We start from the raw sequence: 16,260 nt of genomic DNA, 5'->3' as shown, positions 1-16,260 counted from the left end.
CGCCGTCGTACGCGTATTCTCCGTCCGGGGCGAGCCGCTCACGCCACCTCGGGCGGCAGTTCCAGCCGGGCGCCGGGAATGGCGGCCAGCAGGGAGCGGGTGTAATCCTGCTGCGGGGAGTCGAACACGGCGTCCGTTGTGCCCGCTTCGACCAGCTTGCCCTTCTCCATCACGCAGACATGGTCGGCGATCTGGCGGACGACGGCGAGGTCGTGGGTGATGAACAGGTAGCTCAGGCCAAGCTCGTGCTGCAGTTCGGCCAGCAGGTTCAGGATTTGGTCCTGCACCAGCACATCGAGGGCGGATACGGCTTCATCGCAGATGACCACCTCGGGGTCCAGCGCGAGCGCCCGGGCGATGGCGATCCGCTGGCGCTGGCCGCCGGAGAGCTCATTCGGGAAGCGGCGCATCACCGATGCCGGCAGGGCCACCTGGTCGAGCAGCTGCCTGACCTTGGCTTCCCGGCTCCTGGCGTCCCCGACCTTGTGCACCCGCAGCGGCTCCTCGATGGTCCGGAAGATGTTGTACATCGGATCCAGCGAGCCGTAGGGATCCTGGAAGATCGGCTGCACCCGGCGGCGGAACTTCAGCAGCTCGCCGCGCGACAGGCCGGCCATGTCGACGCCGTCGAAAACGATCTGGCCGGATGTCGGCGATTCCAGGTTGAGGATCATGCGGGCGACCGTAGACTTGCCCGAACCCGACTCCCCCACCACGGCCGTCGTCGTCCCCCGCTTAATGGCAAACGAGACGCGGTCGACCGCGGTGAAGTCCGTGGTTTTGCCGAATCCTGCACGCAGCTTGAAAACCTTTGTCAGGTCCCGCACTTCAATGACATTGTCGGTTTCGGGCCCGTTTCCCTCGGCGGGCGCCAGCACCTCCCCGGAAACCACTCCCGCCGCCCGCGCCGACTGGATGCGGCGGGATGACAGCGACGGCGCCGCCTGCACCAGGCGCTGCGTGTAGGGATGCTGGGGGTTGCTCAGGATCTCCTGCGCCGGGCCGGACTCCACCACCTGGCCCTTGTACATCACCACGACCTTGCGCGCGCGCTCGGCCGCCAGACCCAGGTCGTGGGTGATCAGCAGCACCGCCGTGCCGAGGTCGGCAGTCATCGTTTCCAGATGGTCCAGGATCTGCCGCTGCACTGTGACGTCAAGGGCGGACGTCGGCTCGTCCGCGATGAGCAGCCGCGGCCGGCAGGAAAGCCCGATGGCGATCAGGGCCCGCTGCCGCATGCCGCCGGAGAATTCGTGCGGGAACTGCCGGGCGCGCCGTTCGGCATCCGGCAGGCCGGCCTCGGCGAGCACCTTCGCCACGTCCCCTGGCCCGGACGGCAGCCCGTTGGCCCGCAATGTCTCCTTGACCTGGAACCCGATCTTCCACACCGGATTCAGGTTGGACATCGGATCCTGCGGCACCATACCGATCGAATTGCCGCGCAGCTCCATGATCCGTTTGCCGCTGGCCTTGCTCAGGTCCTCGCCGGCAAAGAGGATCTGGCCGCCGCTGACCCGCCCGTTGCCGGGCAGCAGTCCGATGGCCGCCAGTGCCGTGGTGGATTTGCCCGAGCCGGACTCGCCGACGATGGCCACGGTCTCCCCCGGCATCACGGTCAAATGCGCGTTGCGGACCGCCGGCACGTCCCCGCCCGCGCTGCTGAACGTGATGGCTAAATCGCGGATCTCCAGCAGCGGTACGCCACTGTCCAGCTCGTGGAATTGCGTCATCGTTTCCTGGCTTTCGGATCGAGGGCATCACGCAAGGCGTCGCCGAGCATGATGAAGCTCAGCACGGTTACGGACAAGGCGGCGGCCGGCCAGAGCAGCGTCGAAGGGTTTGACCGCAGCGAAACCTGAGCTGCCGAAATATCGTTCCCCCAGCTCATGACATCCGGTGGCAAGCCGATGCCGAGGAAGGACAAGGTCGCCTCCGCCACAATGAAAATCCCCAGGTTGACCGTGGCGACGACGATCACCGGCGCCAGCGAATTCGGAATGACGTGCCGCACCAGCGCGGCCGCGCGGGAAACGCCCAGCGACCGCGCAGCCGTGACGAAGTCCGCGTTCCGCACCGAGATCACCGCCCCGCGGGTAATCCGAGCCACCTGCGGCCACCCGAAGACCACCAGCGTGATGACCACCGTCCAGACGTTGCGGTTTTCCCGGAAGAAGGGCAGCTGCATGATGATGATCGCGCCGAGGATGAGCGGGAGCGCGAAAAAGACATCGCCGATGCGGGCGATGACCGAGTCCAGCCAGCCGCCGTAGAACCCTGCGGTGGCACCGAGCAAGCCGCCTACCAGCAGCGCCCCGAGGGTGGCGAAAATGCCGACGGTCAGCGAAGCCTGCGTGCCGTAGATGAGCCGGGCGTAGACGTCGCACCCTTGCACGGTGAACCCCAGGGGATGCCCAGGCGCCGGTCCGCCGTCGGAATTGGCCAGCTGGCAGTTCGCGTTGGGCGCGGTCTGGGTAAACAGCCCCGGGAACAGCGCCACGACAATGATCAGCAGGATCAGGAGCGCCGAAACGATGAACAGCGGCTGGCGGCGGAGGTTGCGCCACGCTTCCGCCCAGAGGCTCAGCGGCTGCACATCCTCCGCCACTTTGTCCGTCGCCTGCAGCGGCGTCTCCTCGAGCGGCGCGACGTAGTGCTCGATGTCGTCCTTGCGGTAATCAGGCATAGCGGATCCTCGGGTCAAGCCAGGCGTACAGCACATCCACAGCCAGGTTGGCCAGGATGTAGACGAGTATGAGGACGCTGACGATCGAGACGATCGTCGGCCCTTCACCGCGCAGAACCGACTGGTAGAGCCGCTGCCCCACGCCGGGCACATTGAAGATGCCTTCCGTGACGATTGCACCGCCCATCAGGGCGCCAAGATCGGCACCGAGGAAGGTCACCACCGGGATCATCGAGTTCCGCAGGATATGGACGACGACGACGCGAGGCCGGGACAGTCCTTTGGCCGTGGCAGTGCGTACGTAGTCCGCGTTCATGTTTTCGATGATCGACGTCCGTGTCAGGCGGATGACGTAGGCCAGCGACACCAGCCCCAGAACCATTGCGGGTAGGAGCAGGTCCGACCACCCGGCTTCCGCACCCACCGTTGGTTTTGCCCAGCCGAGTTTGACCCCGACGAGGAACTGCAGGACGAAGCCGAGCACAAAGATCGGTATCGCGATCACAACCAAGGACGCAACGAGGATGGTCCCGTCGAAGAACTTGCCTTTCCTGAGTCCTGCGATGACGCCGAAGATAATTCCGAAGACAGCTTCGAAGACCAGGGCCAGGACCGCCAGCCTGATCGTGACCGGGAAGACCTGGGCCAGCACTTCGGCGACCGGCCGGCCGGAAAAGTCATTGCCCAGGTTGAACGTCACAAGGTTCTTCAGGTACAGGAAGTACTGGACCAGGAACGGTTCGTCCAGGTTGTACTGTTCCCGAAGCTGGGCGGCCACGGCCGGGCTGACGGCGCGGTCGCCGAAGAGTGCCTGGATGGGATCCCCGGGCAGCGAAAACACCAGGAAATAGACCATGAAGGTCGCGCCGAAGAAGACCGGGATCATCTGCAGGAACCGGCGGAAGATGTACCAGGCCATCAGCCTGCCCTCTCACCGGGTGCAGGGTTCGCGTAAATCGCCATCGGACCTCCGCCAATCGGATCTCTTGCGGCCGGAATTGCAGCAGGCCCACAGGGCCCGGCCGCTTGACCGGGCCCCGCGGGCCGCACTGATTACTTGCGAGTGATTTCGTGGTAGACGGGGACGCCGTTCCAGGCCGTATCCACGTTGTCCACGCTCTCGCTCCAGCCCACCTGGCGGACCTGGTACCAAAGAGGTACCGCGGGCAGGTCCTGCAGCAGGATCTCCTGAGCCTCGTTGAAGGCCGAGAAACCCTCTTCGGGCGATGCGGCTGATAGCCCTTCACGGAGCTTGCTGTCGAACTCCTTGCTGGAATAGTCGCCGTCATTCGACCCGGCGCCGGTGCCGAAGAGCGGTCCGAGGAAGTTGTACAGCGACGGATAGTCAGCCTGCCAACCCGTCCGGAGTGCTCCTTCAAGGGTCTTGGACGTGGCCACTTCCCGCACTTCGGCAAAGGTCGCATAGGGCTTGCCCTGCGCCTCGATGCCAAGTTCGTTCTTGATGCTGTTGGCTACCGCATCGATCCACTCCTTGTGGCCCCCGTCGGAGTTGTACGAGATCGTGAAGACTTTGTCGCCCCACGGATCGATCTCGTCGGCCTGGGCCCACAGCTCACGAGCCTTCTCAGGATTGAATTCCAGGACCTCGTTGCCTTCGATCTCTTCGCTGTAGCCGTCAATCACCGGGGCCGTGAACTCAGTTGCGGGCTGTCGTCCGCCAGAGAAAATCACTTCCGTGATTTCCGGACGATTGATAGCCAGTGAGATGGCCTTGCGGCGCAACTCGCCGGCTTCGCCGGACCATTCGTCAAGATAGGTCGGGATGGTGATGGTCTGGTTGCCGGCATACGGCTTCTCCAGGTAGCGCCCCTCGCCCAAATCCGTCTTGAAGTTCTTCAAGGAACTGGGCGGGATGGTATCGAGCAGGTCGAGGTTGTTGGCCAGAAGGTCTTGGTACGCAGCCTCGAAACCGGAGTAGAACTTGAAGGTGATGCCTTCATTCTGCGGTGTGCGGGTGCCCTGATAGTCGGGGTTCGGCACCAGTTCGATCTGGACATCGTGCTGCCAGGCCCCCTCGCCCGCCAGCATGTACGGACCATTGCCGACAGGGTTCTCCCCGAAGCTTTCCATGTCCTCGAAGGCAACCTCGGGAAGCGGTGAGAACGCGGTGTAGCCCAGTCGCAGCGGCCAGTCGGATTCCGGCTGGGCAAGCTTCACCGTGAAGGTCCGGTCGTCGACGACTTTCAGCCCGGACATCTCGTTTTCCTTGCTGTCCTCGGCGCTGACTTCCTCGTAGCCCGCAATGCTTTCGAAGAAGTACTGGCTGAGCTGGGCGTTCTCGGCGGCTGCACCATAGTTCCAGGCGTCCACGAAGGAGCTCGCCGTCACCGGGTCGCCGTTCGTGAATGTCTGATCCGGCTTGAGTGTGATGGTGTAGTTCTGCGAGTCCGTCGTCTCGATCGACTCGGCTACCTCGTTGACCGGAGCACCGGAGGCGTCATAGCTGATCAAGCCTTCGAAAATCAGGTCCACCACGCGGCCGCCGCCGACCTCATTGGTGTTCGTGGGCACGAGCGGATTCTGCGGTTCTGTGCTGTTCGCCGTGATGACGGCCGAAGCGTCAGCACCATCGCCGCCGCCTGTACCGCCTCCACCACCACAAGCGCTCAGAACCAGTGCTGCCATTGCAGCGAGGCCAACCAGCTTCGAAGTGCGTGCGAAACGCATTTCGCCTCCTCAGGTAACGATTGATTCCCCGCGGCGGAGTGCAGTGCCGGGAGGATGGGCGCCTGCCGGGTTCCCGTAGCGCCGAAAGATCACGGCCACTGGCAAGAGTGACCCGGGTAACAGTAAGTGTTTTGGTGGCCGGTTGCAATTTGGACGTCTCGTCTGCGCACACGGCGGAATTCCCGCGGTGACGCCCTGGAACCACACGCGAACACTTGGCTATGAGCCGTGTGCCATAACGATTCAGCAGATGCTGCGCTGGAAACCTCGGAGGCTGAAAACTGCATGGCGGGCCCTAGGCCTGTAACAAGGTGGGTGTCGAGGCGGCTGCCACCCGTTTGTGCTGGAAAGCGGACATCTAGATCAGCCCTTCGTCAATGGCCAACTCACCCTTCCGGGTCTGGGATCAGTGTAACCGTTCCTCTCTTGCCACTCTGGCTTGCAGAGCAGATTTCGCTCCCGAACGGTGTTGGAGGTGGCCGTCCCTTTCCAGCGGGCCGAACCGCGTCGTCCCGGGGCGGCGAGTTCCGCGTCGCCCCGGAACTCTTTTGCTGTAGCGGCTTGGCCGGTGCTGGCCGCTCCAGCTGAAGGTTCAGGCCGGTCCACCGCCACCGCCGACAGGCCGCGGGTGAAGGCCATGGAGGCCATCCGGGTGCGGAACTTCACGGTCGGGATGCCGTGGACTGTGCCTCGGAGCTTCCTGCCACATTGTCCGCGTCCCCTGGTGTCCCGGATGGTGGCGCGGGCGTCCTCGAAGCCGAGGTGCTCGATCGTCACGGAACGGCACCCGTTCTGCTCGGCAAGATCGAGCAGCCGGGAGATCGCTTTCAGGAAGCAATCGAGGCCAGCTGCCGCCAGCCCGGAGTCCCTGTCGCGACCGATCTGGCCTTCGCAGCCCGCCCGTTGCCGCTGGCAGCCCAGAAACGGCCGTGCAACAGCAATGCCCCGCCGCGCGCGTCCATTAGCCCAGTTTGGCCAGCAGGTCCTTCCAATAGGCTTTCCAATGCTGCAACTGTTCCTGGCTCTCCAGCTTTTCGTGCTGAAGGGACAGCACCGATTTCCCTGTTGCCTTTTCATACACGTTGATGTTCAGGCGGGAGCCATCGGCCAGCCCGCAGCGCCAGTAGCGCCATTTCGGAGTGTCGCTTAGTTCGGGTCCGCTGCTGACCGGAATGCCGGAGAACTCTTCGGCGCCGTCCAGCAGTGTTATCCACTTCTGCCGGACTTCGTCCATGCTGCCGGCAACAGTCCTGCTCACCGACGTTTGGAACCGCCCGTCGCAGTCCTGCCCCGGAACGCGCCGGCCGATCTGCTGCTCATAGGCCACGGTGGCTGACTGTGCCCACCAGCCAGTGGCTAACCCGGCATCGTGCAGGGCTGCCGCAATCTCCTTGTGTTCCAGGTCCGGCGCATTGATGCCCGAGAGAAAGTCCTCGACCTCAGACCAGCTGCGGCCAATCCCCTGTTCAATCGCCGACACATTCATCGTGCGGACCACATGCCCTCCTTCTGCTCAGGTCACCGGCGCACCCGGCAAGGCCGGGGCAGCTGAATTCGCTTGCCCCGACCAAGTCTAGACTTCGCCCCGTTGGGCAGATCGGGCTACTGCCCTGAGCCCAGCAATTGCTCGCGAAGCTCCCGACGCTCCCGCTGCTGGATTGGGTCCGGCAGCGGAACAGCAGCGAGCAGCCGCTGCGTATAGGCTTCCTGGGGATTGCGGAGGATTTCGTCCCGAGTTCCTTGCTCGACAATACTTCCGCGGCGCATGACGCAGATCCGGTCCGCGAGCACATCAATCACCGCAAGATCGTGGGTCACGAACAGACAGGCAAACCCCAGTTGCTCCTGCAGGTCTCGGAACAACTCCAGGACCTTGGCTTGGACGGAAACATCCAACGCGGACGTCGGCTCGTCGGCAACCATCAGTTTGGGCTGCAGCGCCAAGGCGCGGGCTATGCCGACACGTTGCTTCTGCCCGCCTGAGAGCTCGTGCGGATAACGGTTGCGGTAACCGCGTGGCAGCTCCACTTGGTCCAGCAACACTTCGATGCGTTTTTGGAGCTCAGCTCCCTTGGCCACGCCGGCAAGGTACATGGGTTCACCAATGCTTTCGCCGATCGGCAGCCGGGGATTCAACGACGACGACGGATCCTGGAAGACCATGCCTACGCTCCGGCGCAGCGACTGCAGTTGCCGTCGACCGGCCCCGGCTATCTCTTGGCCGGCCACCTTAAGCGATCCTTCAGCGACCGGAAGCAGACCGACTGCGGCCCGCCCAATGGTGGTCTTGCCAGACCCGGACTCGCCTACCAGCCCAACTACCTGGCCTGGATAGATTTTCAGGTTGGCGCCTTCCACCGCCCGGAAGGCCGGAACCCTGCCTTGCTTGGGGTATTCAATTGCAACGTTGGCCAGTTCCAGCACCGGGCTTCCCTGTATGGAGCCGTCAGCGGCCTTGGCCAGTGCCGCCTCATTCTGCGCCTCGCGCCTTGCGAGCTCATCATTATCGACAATATCGAGCGTCACTCCGGTTGCTGCCGCAAGCGCTGCCGTGACATCGACTTCCGCTTCGCCGCGGTCGTGGCTGCCCCCCAACCGGGGCACGGAAGCCAAGAGCTGCTGAGTGTATTCGTGCCGGGGATTGCCAAAGATCTCCTGCGATGTCCCGGTCTCGACGATCCGCCCATGCCGCATCACCGCAATCCGGTCTGCGAGGTCGGCCACGACACCCATGTCATGCGTGATCAGGACAATGGCGCTGTCCAGCTTGTTCCTGAGGCTGCGCATTAAGTCCAGGATCTCTGCCTGCACCGTCACATCGAGCGCCGTCGTAGGTTCGTCGGCAATCAGCAGCTTCGGATCGCAGGAGAGCGACTGCGCGATCATAGCCCGCTGGCGCTGGCCACCCGACAGCTGGTGCGGATAGGACTTGAACGCCTTTTCCGGGTCCGGCAGTTCCACCATCTCCAACAAACGCAAGGCCCGCTGGCGCGCTTCCTCCGGAGAAATGGCGTTGTGCAGCCGAAGCGTCTCAACGATCTGGAAGCCAATGGTGTACACGGGGTTCATCGCCGTCATCGGTTCCTGGAAAATCACGGCCACGTCGTTGCCCCGGACCTGCCGAAGCTTGGCCGGAGGGAGTCCAAGTATCTCCCGGCCGTTCAGTTCCACGCGTCCGCTGGTACGGCTGTTTGCGGGCAACAATCCAAGCAAGGCCATGGAGCTGGCGCTCTTGCCGGATCCGGACTCGCCTACTAGCGCGAGCACTTCGCCGGCGTGGACTTCATAGTTGAGGCCGATTGCTGCCGGCACCCATTCCTTGTCAACGCCGAAGTCGACACTCAAGTCCGTGACCCGCAGCACCGGGGTTCCAGGCTCGCCGGCGAGGTCTTCGACAGGTGCGGGGATAGCCGGGTCGATCATTTCAGTCATGGCAGATAGGTCCTCTTAACACTTCCCGGGCGGATCGTTGGCCCGTCTCGTTGGTACCGCAGCCGGCGGCTGGAAAGATGAAGCTATGTCCCGCCCAAGCGCCGCTCCCGTTGTCCTCAGAGCCAGAAGCGCCCTCTGGCTGACCGGTATGAGCTGGGCGGTTGCAGCTGTGGGCGCCGGTTCCGCATGGGCGAGCCACGGCGCGGCCGGGCTGCTGCAGTCGTTGCCCCTGGCAGCGATTGCCTATGTTGCCTGGTGGTTCGCGTGGTATCCGGCCGTCGTCGTTTCCGAGCAAGGTGTCACGCTTCGCAATCCGCTGCGGACCATCCAGGTTCCGTGGCCGACGCTGATCACCGTGGAAACCAAATATGCCCTGACCCTCGTCACCGCAAGCGGCCGCTACAGTGCTTGGTCGGCGCCGGCGCCGGGACTCTTCAGTGTCCAGCGGGCACAACCTGACCACATCCGCGGACTGCCTGAGACGACCTACGGTCCCGGCGGTTCGGTCAGGCCTGGCGACTTGGCCAACTCGGATTCCGGCACAGCTGCGTACCATGTCCGCGAGCGCTGGGCTGCCCTGCTGGCCACGGGGGCCGTCGAACCCGGCATGGCTGACGTGGTGCCCGTTCGTTCCAAAGTGAATTTGGCTGTTCTCGCCATCGGGCTTTCCCTGGTCGCAGCCGGAGTGCTGGCGGCCAGTTCCTAGACGGTAACGACCACCAGCAGCAGAAACCATCTCACTGCTCCTTCGCCTGGGGACCGGCGGACTTGCGAGGGCCTGCGGTCGTGTCTCGCGCCTTCTTCGCGTTGAACTTCTTCTGGCGTGGATCGAAGGCGTCACGAAGCCCATCGCCTATGAAGTTGATACACAGGCAGATGGCCACAATAAACATTCCCGGCCACCAAAACAGCCAGGGGCGGGTTGAGAAGGCCTCTTGGTTCTGGCTGATCAAGAGTCCGAGCGAAACGTCTGGCGCTTTGACGCCCATACCGATGTAGGACAGCGATGTCTCCAGCAGAATCGCCGAGGACATGCTCAACGTTACGAAGACGATGATCACACCGACCGCATTGGGCAGGATGTGCCGGAAAATGATCCGGGAGCTGGAAGCGCCCGCGATTCGCGCCGCGTCGACGAACTCCCTCTCACGCAGGGACAGGAATTCAGCGCGGACCAGGCGCGCGAGCCCCGTCCAGGCGATCAGGCCCACCATGAGTCCAAGGACCAGCGGCTGCAGGTTTGCGGCGACAGACCGGCTGGCCACTTGGCCCAAGACTGCGGCGAGGATGATCAGCGGGATCACGATGACCACGTCCGTCATGCGCATGAGGGCATTGTCCACCCAGCCGCGGAAATAGCCGGCCAACGCCCCGACGACTACGCCGATGGTTCCACCGACGATGCCGATGATGAACATGACGGTCACGGAGATCTGCACGCCGCGCATGGTCTGCGCAAAGGTATCGCGACCCAGACGATCCTGGCCGAAGGGGTGTTCGCCCAGGCTGAACGGGAAGAGCTGCAGCGTCGGCCTGCCACCGTTCAGCAAGTCGTTGACTTCGTTGTGGCTGTACTTCCACCAGCCGGGGATACCGAAGAACCCACCGGCGGTGTAGGCCAGCGCCAGGATCAGTACGAAAACCACCAGGCTGGTGACAGCGGCTGTGTTGCCGATGAACCGCTTCCGGACGATCTGGCCTTGGCTCAGGCCTGGTTTTTCCTCTCCCGAGCCGTGCACCGTGGGAGCGGATGTCGTCGTCGTCATGCCTTTACCCTCACTCGCGGATCCAATGCTGAGTAGACCAGATCGGCGATCAGATTGAATACCAATGCCATGATGCCGGTGACTAGGAAGACGCCCATGACGGGATTCGGATCCACGCGCAGCAGCGCCTCGATGAAGAGCTGGCCCATGCCTGCGAAGGCGAAGACTCTCTCGGTGATCACCGCGCCGCCAATCAGGCCGCCGATGTCGAACGCCACAATCGTGGCGATGGGAATCAGGGCGTTCCGGAAGGCATGGCGCATCACGACCGTCCGTTCCCCCAACCCTTTGGCGCGGGCCGTGCGGATGTAGTCCATGTTCATGATTTCCAGCATCGAGGAGCGTGCATAGCGGCTGTACGAGGCCAACGAAATCAACAGCAGGGCGGTGGTGGGCAGCAGCAGGTGCGTGAAGGTGTCCAGGCCCTGCACCCAGTAGTCGCCTCTCAAGTTCGGCGTTTCAGAGCCGATCGTTGCAATTGGACGGCCGTTGATCCGCGAATTGCCGAAATAAGCGGGCCAGGCTTGCATGTACCGGTCCAGCAAGACCATCCCGGCGACAAGAACGGCTGTAATTGTCGCCGCGTTGATGTTCTGGCGGCGATCATAGCCGCCCATGAAATAGCCGACGGCGATACCGACGAGCACCGTCGCCACGGCCAGCAGGGCGATCATCAGGGTCGTGGCCTGGGCCAGCAGCGGCTGGATCGGGAAATACAGCACGAGGCCGATGGCCACTGTTGCCAGGGCGGAATAGAGCGCCCTGCGGTTCTTCAGCCCGGCAGCGAGGGCCGTTGTGCCGAAGGCAATGGCGACCCCTGCTATCAGGATCACGGCAAGACCCAAGCCCGGTGTACTGAACCAGCGCGTTACCGACAGCACCCACAGAATGGCACCAGCCAGGACAAAGCCGACAGCCGCAGCCAACAACCGGCGCTGAACCGTCCCACGGGAGCAAATGAACCACAGCACTCCGCTGACAAAAGCGATGACCGCTATCGTCGCGATCGGGATATGCGGCTCGCGCAGGAAGTTGTTGAAGCCAATCGCCGCATATTCCTTGAGCAAAACAGCCACCCAGAACACGGGCAGCGAGAAGAAGAGGAAGGCCATGAACGTCACGCCGTAGTCCAGCGTGCTGTATTGGCGGAGCGCAGTGACGATGCCCAGGCAGACGCCGAGAATGATGGCCAGCACCGCCGCACCCGTCACCAGCAGGATGGTCATGCCCATCGCCCGGCCGAGGGCTTCGGTCACGGGCTGGCCGTTGATCGCATAGCCAAGGTCGCATTGGCCCACGAACGGCACCAGGCACTGGGCGACTCCACCGAGCCAGTGGAAGTATCGGACCGGTGCGGGAACGTTCAGGTCGAGCAGTTCGATGCGCTGCTGGATGAGCTGTTCCTTGTTCGGCTGGTTGCTTTCCCGCAAGTCCGCCAGGGGGTCACCCGACAGTGCGGTCAGCTGGTACACCAGGAAGGAAGCCCCTAGGAGAATAAGTACGGCTGTGAAGAGCCGCCGCACAATGTACGTCACCATGGTGTTGAAAGACCTCGTTTTTCACTTCTGGGGAATGCCAAGCGCCGGGACCGTGGTGCTCGTGGTCCCGGCGCCTTCGCTTAGTCATGCATCAGAACGCCAGGGAATTATTCGCCCTTGACCTTCCAGTCCCAGAAGTTCCAGAACACGCCGGTCTGGTTCGGCTGGTACACAATGCCTTCGATCCGGTCGCTGTTGTAGGCGTCCAAACCAACTGCCTGGAACAAGGGCAGGCCGTAGAAGGAGTCCCACACGATCTTGTCGATCTGCGTGATCAGCTTGTCCTGCTCTGCAGGGTCGATGGTGACCATCAGCTCATCCATGAGGGCGTCGGCCTCAGGATCGGAAAATCCGTTGTAGTTCGAGCCGCTTCCGGTGCGGAAGATCTGCGGCACGCCGGAGACTCCGACACCGGAGTTGATCCACCCGAAGATCGTGGCGTCATAGCCTCCCTTGCCAAGGGCGGCTCCCCAGTCGGATGCCCCGAGTCCGCCGTCGACAACTTTGAATCCGGCCTGTTCGGCGGACTCCTGGATCAGGGAGAAGGCGTCAGCACGGTTCGGATTGTCCTTGTTGTACATGATGCGCACTTCCGGAGTCTCGCCACCCAGCAGCTCCTTCGCGCCTTCGATGTCCGCTTCCCCGTAGGCCGAGGATCCGTTGTTTTCAGCGGACGTGGTGTAGGCATCCTGCGCTGGAACGAAGAACTGGGAGTTCAACGGCTTGGCATCTTCCTTGATCGGCTTGACGATGCGGTCCACGATCGCCTGCCGGGGAACGGCCTTCATGAACGCTTCGCGCACGTTCGCGTCTTCAAAGACACCCGAGTAGTTAAGGTCGATGTGGTCGTATGACAGCTGGTCATCGATCTCAACCTTGACACCGTCGATGGCTTCCAAAAGCTCCACGGTATCGGCAGACGGCTGCGGGGCGATGATGTCGACTTCGCCGTTCTCGAGCGCCTGGACCTGGTCCGGGGCGGCACCGATGAAGCGCACGGTGATCTCGTCCACGTTGGGTGTCGGACCCCAGTTGTAGGACTCGTTCCGTACAAGCGTGATGGACTGGTCCGGCGTTACGCTGTCCACGACGAACGGCCCGCTTGAGAGGTACAGGGAGGTATCACTGGGCAGCTGCTTGCTGTCGAAGCCGGTATTCCAGAAGTCCGCGACAGCCTTCAGCTCTGCGTTGGGTTCCGCCGGACTCTCCGCGTCGCCGCGTTCCAGGCCCTGGATCAGATCGATCAGTGCCTGTTCGTCAGCCAAGCCGGCCTTTTCGGCGACAACATGCGCCGGCATGCCGATGCCGCCGTCAGTCAGGCCGCCGAAAGCAATCTCCCAGTCCGCATAGGGCTTCGAGTAGGTCAGCGTGATCGAGCGGCCGTCATCGCCCACTTCCGGGATTTCGGTCAGGCCCAGGCCGCTGGTGTCGCCGGCGTAGTCGAAGTAGTTGGTGCCGGAGGTGACTTCGCCCTCTTCGTTGCTTGTGGCGTCGTTCGCGTAGCCCGATTCTGCGACCCAGTTGAGCATCAGGTCGCCGGCGTCGACGGGCTCGCCGTCGGACCAGGTGACGCCCTCATTGACTGTGTACTTCACGACCAGCGGGTCGTCGGAGATCTTTTCGTAGGTTCCGAATTCCTCGTTCCGGACAACATTGAGCTCATTGTCGATGTGGTAGAAGCCGCCGCGTGTCATGTAGGCGATCTTGCCGTTGATATCGACGTTGCCTGCGGCAGTGTCGGAGTTGAACGAACTGAAAGCGTTGACTTCGGCAACGCTGATGGTTCCGCCTGTGGCGTTGGCTTCCCCCGTGGATTCGGCCCCGCCGCCTGCCGATGCGCAGGCGCTCAGTGCCAGAGCCGCGACTGCTGCAACTCCGATTGCCTTGGAATAACGTCCGAAACGCATTCCGCCTCCTTGTATCTCATGATGAAGATGCCTCTGCGAGGTCATCCGGAGACTCCCACGGGTCGGATTGAACGATTTAGGTACCACCGACAGCCGTGACTCATCTCACATGGATAAGAGCGTAATCCTGCGTCCGCAAATTGGGTATAAAAATTTTGCTTCACAACTCAGATGTTATGGATATGCAATCAAGACTGCACCGGTAACAGGTACCCGGACCCTTCGATGGCCTGCGGACGATGGAGCCCGGAATCCCTTGGGAATAAGCGGCAAACCCGACGCTAAGAGTGAAAACCGCCGGCCCCAGAGGCAGCTCGACCGGCTTCTGCAGCACATATCAGTTATTGGCGCTTAACTGGAATTGCCATTGCCGTGCCCGTCCACGAGGGCCGATCGGCAGACCCGCCCGGCCACTCACTAACGCGTCACGCGAGTCCACCCGCCCCCGCTTCCGATTCAGGTGACGGTGCGTCTAGTGGCATCGAGTCGCCGAGTCCAGCCGCGGCCGTCGAGGTACTCGAGGAGCGGGATCACGACCCGCCGGGTGGTGCCCAACGCCTTGCGTGCCTCGCTGGTCGTGAACGGCTGTGGCAAGGCGGCGATCTCGCGCATGGCCAGGGCAGGTGCCCCTGGCAGCAGGACGACGCCGTCATCAAGCCTCAGCAGGCGGCCGCTGCGCTCAGCCGCCGCCAGTTCGCGGGTGCCCAAGCCGAGGTCCTTCAGCTCGTGGGCCTCGGCAGCAGCGAACGGCGCAATTTTCAGCCGATTCTCCAGCACGCGGATCCCGGCCTCGGCCGCACCGAGGTTCTGGGGCGGCCTTGGCAAATTGACGAAGCCAGCCCGATACGTCAGTCCCGCTTCCCGGACAACCGCTTCCAGCAGCGCGCTACCCGCCGGTCCGAGGAGGTCCTGGGCCGCTCCGCGGGAGAGCCCGGCCGCCAAAGGGTCCTTCTCGACGAGTTGCTCCACTGCGCTGCGCAGTCGGCGTGCCCATGTGTCGAAGACCGGTGCATGCACCCACCACTCGCCGAAGGCCTTGACTCCGTCGGGCACCCGGGCCAGGCCGGAAACCCCCATCCGGCGCAATTGCTCGACGCGGACCGCGCCCCGGCGGGCCACTTCCGTCAACCCGTTCCCATTAGGTGACATAGCAGCGAGGACGTCGGCGCGCCGGCGGCTATCGCCGCGGCGACCGAGCGCGGGCGGTTCGACGTCGAGGATCTGCGCTCCGGCGAGGACCGATCGGCTACCAGCGGCCCGCAGCACCATGCGATCGCCCAGTTCGAGAGGAACCCGGCGGCCGAGGGTCAGGCGGGCGTGGCCTGCACCCAAGGGGCGCATTCGGCACGGCACGGCTGCGGTGCCGATATGGACGAGCAGTTGGGTCGGCACGTCTGTGAAGGAGGCACCCATCGTGCGCCGGACGTCGACGGTATCCACCACCGGCCAGCTATCCCCGGTAATAAGAACGTCGCCCCGATGGATGGCGTCTGCGGACGGCCCGGACCGGAAGTTCACCGCGACGCGGCTGGTAGGACCGACGGAGCCAACGGCCAAGTTGCAGCTGTGCAGGGCCCTCACCGAAACTTGTCCGGCGTCGTTGTGGCGGACGAGCAATAATCGATTGCCCTCGGTGAGTGTGCCAGCCGTCAAGGTTCCGGTCACGACCGTGCCGGCGCCACTGATGCTGAACGATCGATCGATCCACAACCGGACTCGGGCGTCTGGCTCCGGTTCGGGCAATGACGCCACCATGTCATCCAGTGCGTTGCGCAGCTCGTCGAGCCCGCTCCCGTCGACCGCGGACACAGTCACCGCCGGCGCATCGCGCAGCCCGGTACCGTCGAGTTCGGCGCGCACTCGCGCGAGTACCTCGTCTGTGCCGCCGGGTGCGCGGTCGCTGCGGGTCAGCACCACGATCCCATGGCTGATCCCCAAGGCAGCGATGGCATCGCGATGGTCGCTGGACTGGGCCTGCCAGCCTTCGTCAGCGGCGACGACGAAACACACGGCGGGCGCCGGCCCCAGCCCGGCCAGCATATTACCGAGGAATCGCTCGTGCCCGGGGACGTCCACGAACGCGACATCCCTGCCCGACGCCAGCCTGGTCCATGCAAATCCCAGGTCAATCGTCAGTCCGCGGCGGCGCTCCTCGGCCCACCGGTCAGGCTCCATTCCGGTCAGTGCACGCACCAGAGTGCTCTTGCCATGATCGACATGCCCGGCAGTGGCCACCACGAACATCT

The 16,260-nt window shown here is 63.5% G+C and carries 11 protein-coding genes; 1 reads left to right on the top strand and 10 read right to left on the bottom strand.

Annotation, left to right across the window (positions count from 1 at the left end; all coding sequences use genetic code 11):
- Nucleotides 1-38 precede the first annotated feature (38 nt).
- The 6 genes from D477_RS04135 to D477_RS04110 form a co-directional block, all read right to left on the bottom strand.
- Nucleotides 39-1,730 carry a dipeptide ABC transporter ATP-binding protein gene (locus tag D477_RS04135; RefSeq protein WP_005267554.1) on the bottom strand — a complete coding sequence of 564 codons (1,692 nt, stop codon included), beginning with the start codon at nucleotides 1,728-1,730 and terminating at the stop codon, nucleotides 39-41.
- Entirely contained in the window at nucleotides 1,727-2,683 is a 957-nt protein-coding gene (locus D477_RS04130; protein ID WP_005267552.1) for an ABC transporter permease, read from the bottom strand. Before D477_RS04130 ends, D477_RS04135 begins: the two co-directional genes overlap by 4 nt.
- On the bottom strand, nucleotides 2,676-3,602 hold the full coding sequence (locus D477_RS04125; protein ID WP_005267550.1) for an ABC transporter permease: 927 nt from the start codon (nucleotides 3,600-3,602) through the stop codon (nucleotides 2,676-2,678). The genes D477_RS04130 and D477_RS04125 overlap by 8 nt, the downstream gene beginning before the upstream one ends.
- Nucleotides 3,603-3,736: 134 nt before the next feature.
- Nucleotides 3,737-5,371 (bottom strand): peptide ABC transporter substrate-binding protein, encoded by a 1,635-nt coding sequence (locus D477_RS04120; protein ID WP_005267548.1) that lies wholly within the window; start codon nucleotides 5,369-5,371, stop codon nucleotides 3,737-3,739.
- Between the two features lie 961 nt (nucleotides 5,372-6,332).
- A complete protein-coding gene (locus D477_RS04115) occupies nucleotides 6,333-6,869 on the bottom strand; it encodes a hypothetical protein (RefSeq protein WP_005267546.1) in 537 nt (178 codons plus the stop codon).
- Nucleotides 6,870-6,973: 104 nt separating this feature from the next.
- Entirely contained in the window at nucleotides 6,974-8,803 is a 1,830-nt protein-coding gene (locus tag D477_RS04110) for an ABC transporter ATP-binding protein (RefSeq protein ID WP_005267544.1), read from the bottom strand.
- A 148-nt stretch (nucleotides 8,804-8,951) separates the two neighbouring features.
- Here D477_RS04110 and D477_RS04105 point away from each other — a divergent pair, with 148 nt between their 5' ends.
- A complete protein-coding gene (locus D477_RS04105) occupies nucleotides 8,952-9,509 on the top strand; it encodes a PH domain-containing protein (RefSeq protein WP_005267542.1) in 558 nt (185 codons plus the stop codon).
- 31 nt (nucleotides 9,510-9,540) lie between these two features.
- Here D477_RS04105 and D477_RS04100 read toward each other — a convergent pair whose 3' ends face one another.
- The 4 genes from D477_RS04100 to selB all read right to left on the bottom strand — a co-directional run bounded on the left by D477_RS04100 (nucleotide 9,541) and on the right by selB (nucleotide 16,258).
- Nucleotides 9,541-10,569: an ABC transporter permease gene (locus tag D477_RS04100; RefSeq protein WP_005267540.1), complete on the bottom strand. Its 1,029-nt coding sequence runs from the start codon at nucleotides 10,567-10,569 to the stop codon at nucleotides 9,541-9,543.
- A complete protein-coding gene (locus D477_RS04095) occupies nucleotides 10,566-12,107 on the bottom strand; it encodes an ABC transporter permease (RefSeq protein WP_005267539.1) in 1,542 nt (513 codons plus the stop codon). Before D477_RS04095 ends, D477_RS04100 begins: the two co-directional genes overlap by 4 nt.
- 107 nt (nucleotides 12,108-12,214) lie before the next feature.
- On the bottom strand, nucleotides 12,215-14,014 hold the full coding sequence (locus D477_RS04090) for an ABC transporter family substrate-binding protein (RefSeq protein WP_005267537.1): 1,800 nt from the start codon (nucleotides 14,012-14,014) through the stop codon (nucleotides 12,215-12,217).
- A gap of 456 nt (nucleotides 14,015-14,470) precedes the next feature.
- On the bottom strand, nucleotides 14,471-16,258 hold the full coding sequence (gene selB, locus D477_RS04085; RefSeq protein WP_005267535.1) for a selenocysteine-specific translation elongation factor: 1,788 nt from the start codon (nucleotides 16,256-16,258) through the stop codon (nucleotides 14,471-14,473).
- Between the last annotated feature and the right edge of the window lie 2 nt (nucleotides 16,259-16,260).

Origin of the sequence: Arthrobacter crystallopoietes BAB-32, from assembly GCF_000328305.2 — a bacterium.
In the GTDB taxonomy this organism is placed as follows: domain Bacteria; phylum Actinomycetota; class Actinomycetes; order Actinomycetales; family Micrococcaceae; genus Crystallibacter; species Crystallibacter crystallopoietes_A.
This window is presented reverse-complemented; position numbering and strand designations above follow the sequence as displayed.

What these genes read in the sequence shown, in the direction of transcription:
- D477_RS04135 (WP_005267554.1), bottom strand. Translation starts at nt 1,730, where the DNA reads ATGACGCAATTCCACGAGCTGGACAGTGGCGTACCGCTGCTGGAGATC.
- D477_RS04130 (WP_005267552.1), bottom strand. Translation starts at nt 2,683, where the DNA reads ATGCCTGATTACCGCAAGGACGACATCGAGCACTACGTCGCGCCGCTC.
- D477_RS04125 (WP_005267550.1), bottom strand. Translation starts at nt 3,602, where the DNA reads ATGGCCTGGTACATCTTCCGCCGGTTCCTGCAGATGATCCCGGTCTTC.
- D477_RS04120 (WP_005267548.1), bottom strand. Translation starts at nt 5,371, where the DNA reads ATGCGTTTCGCACGCACTTCGAAGCTGGTTGGCCTCGCTGCAATGGCA.
- D477_RS04110 (WP_005267544.1), bottom strand. Translation starts at nt 8,803, where the DNA reads ATGACTGAAATGATCGACCCGGCTATCCCCGCACCTGTCGAAGACCTC.
- D477_RS04105 (WP_005267542.1), top strand. Translation starts at nt 8,952, where the DNA reads ATGAGCTGGGCGGTTGCAGCTGTGGGCGCCGGTTCCGCATGGGCGAGC.
- D477_RS04100 (WP_005267540.1), bottom strand. Translation starts at nt 10,569, where the DNA reads ATGACGACGACGACATCCGCTCCCACGGTGCACGGCTCGGGAGAGGAA.
- D477_RS04095 (WP_005267539.1), bottom strand. Translation starts at nt 12,107, where the DNA reads ATGGTGACGTACATTGTGCGGCGGCTCTTCACAGCCGTACTTATTCTC.
- D477_RS04090 (WP_005267537.1), bottom strand. Translation starts at nt 14,014, where the DNA reads ATGCGTTTCGGACGTTATTCCAAGGCAATCGGAGTTGCAGCAGTCGCG.
- selB (WP_005267535.1), bottom strand. Translation starts at nt 16,258, where the DNA reads ATGTTCGTGGTGGCCACTGCCGGGCATGTCGATCATGGCAAGAGCACT.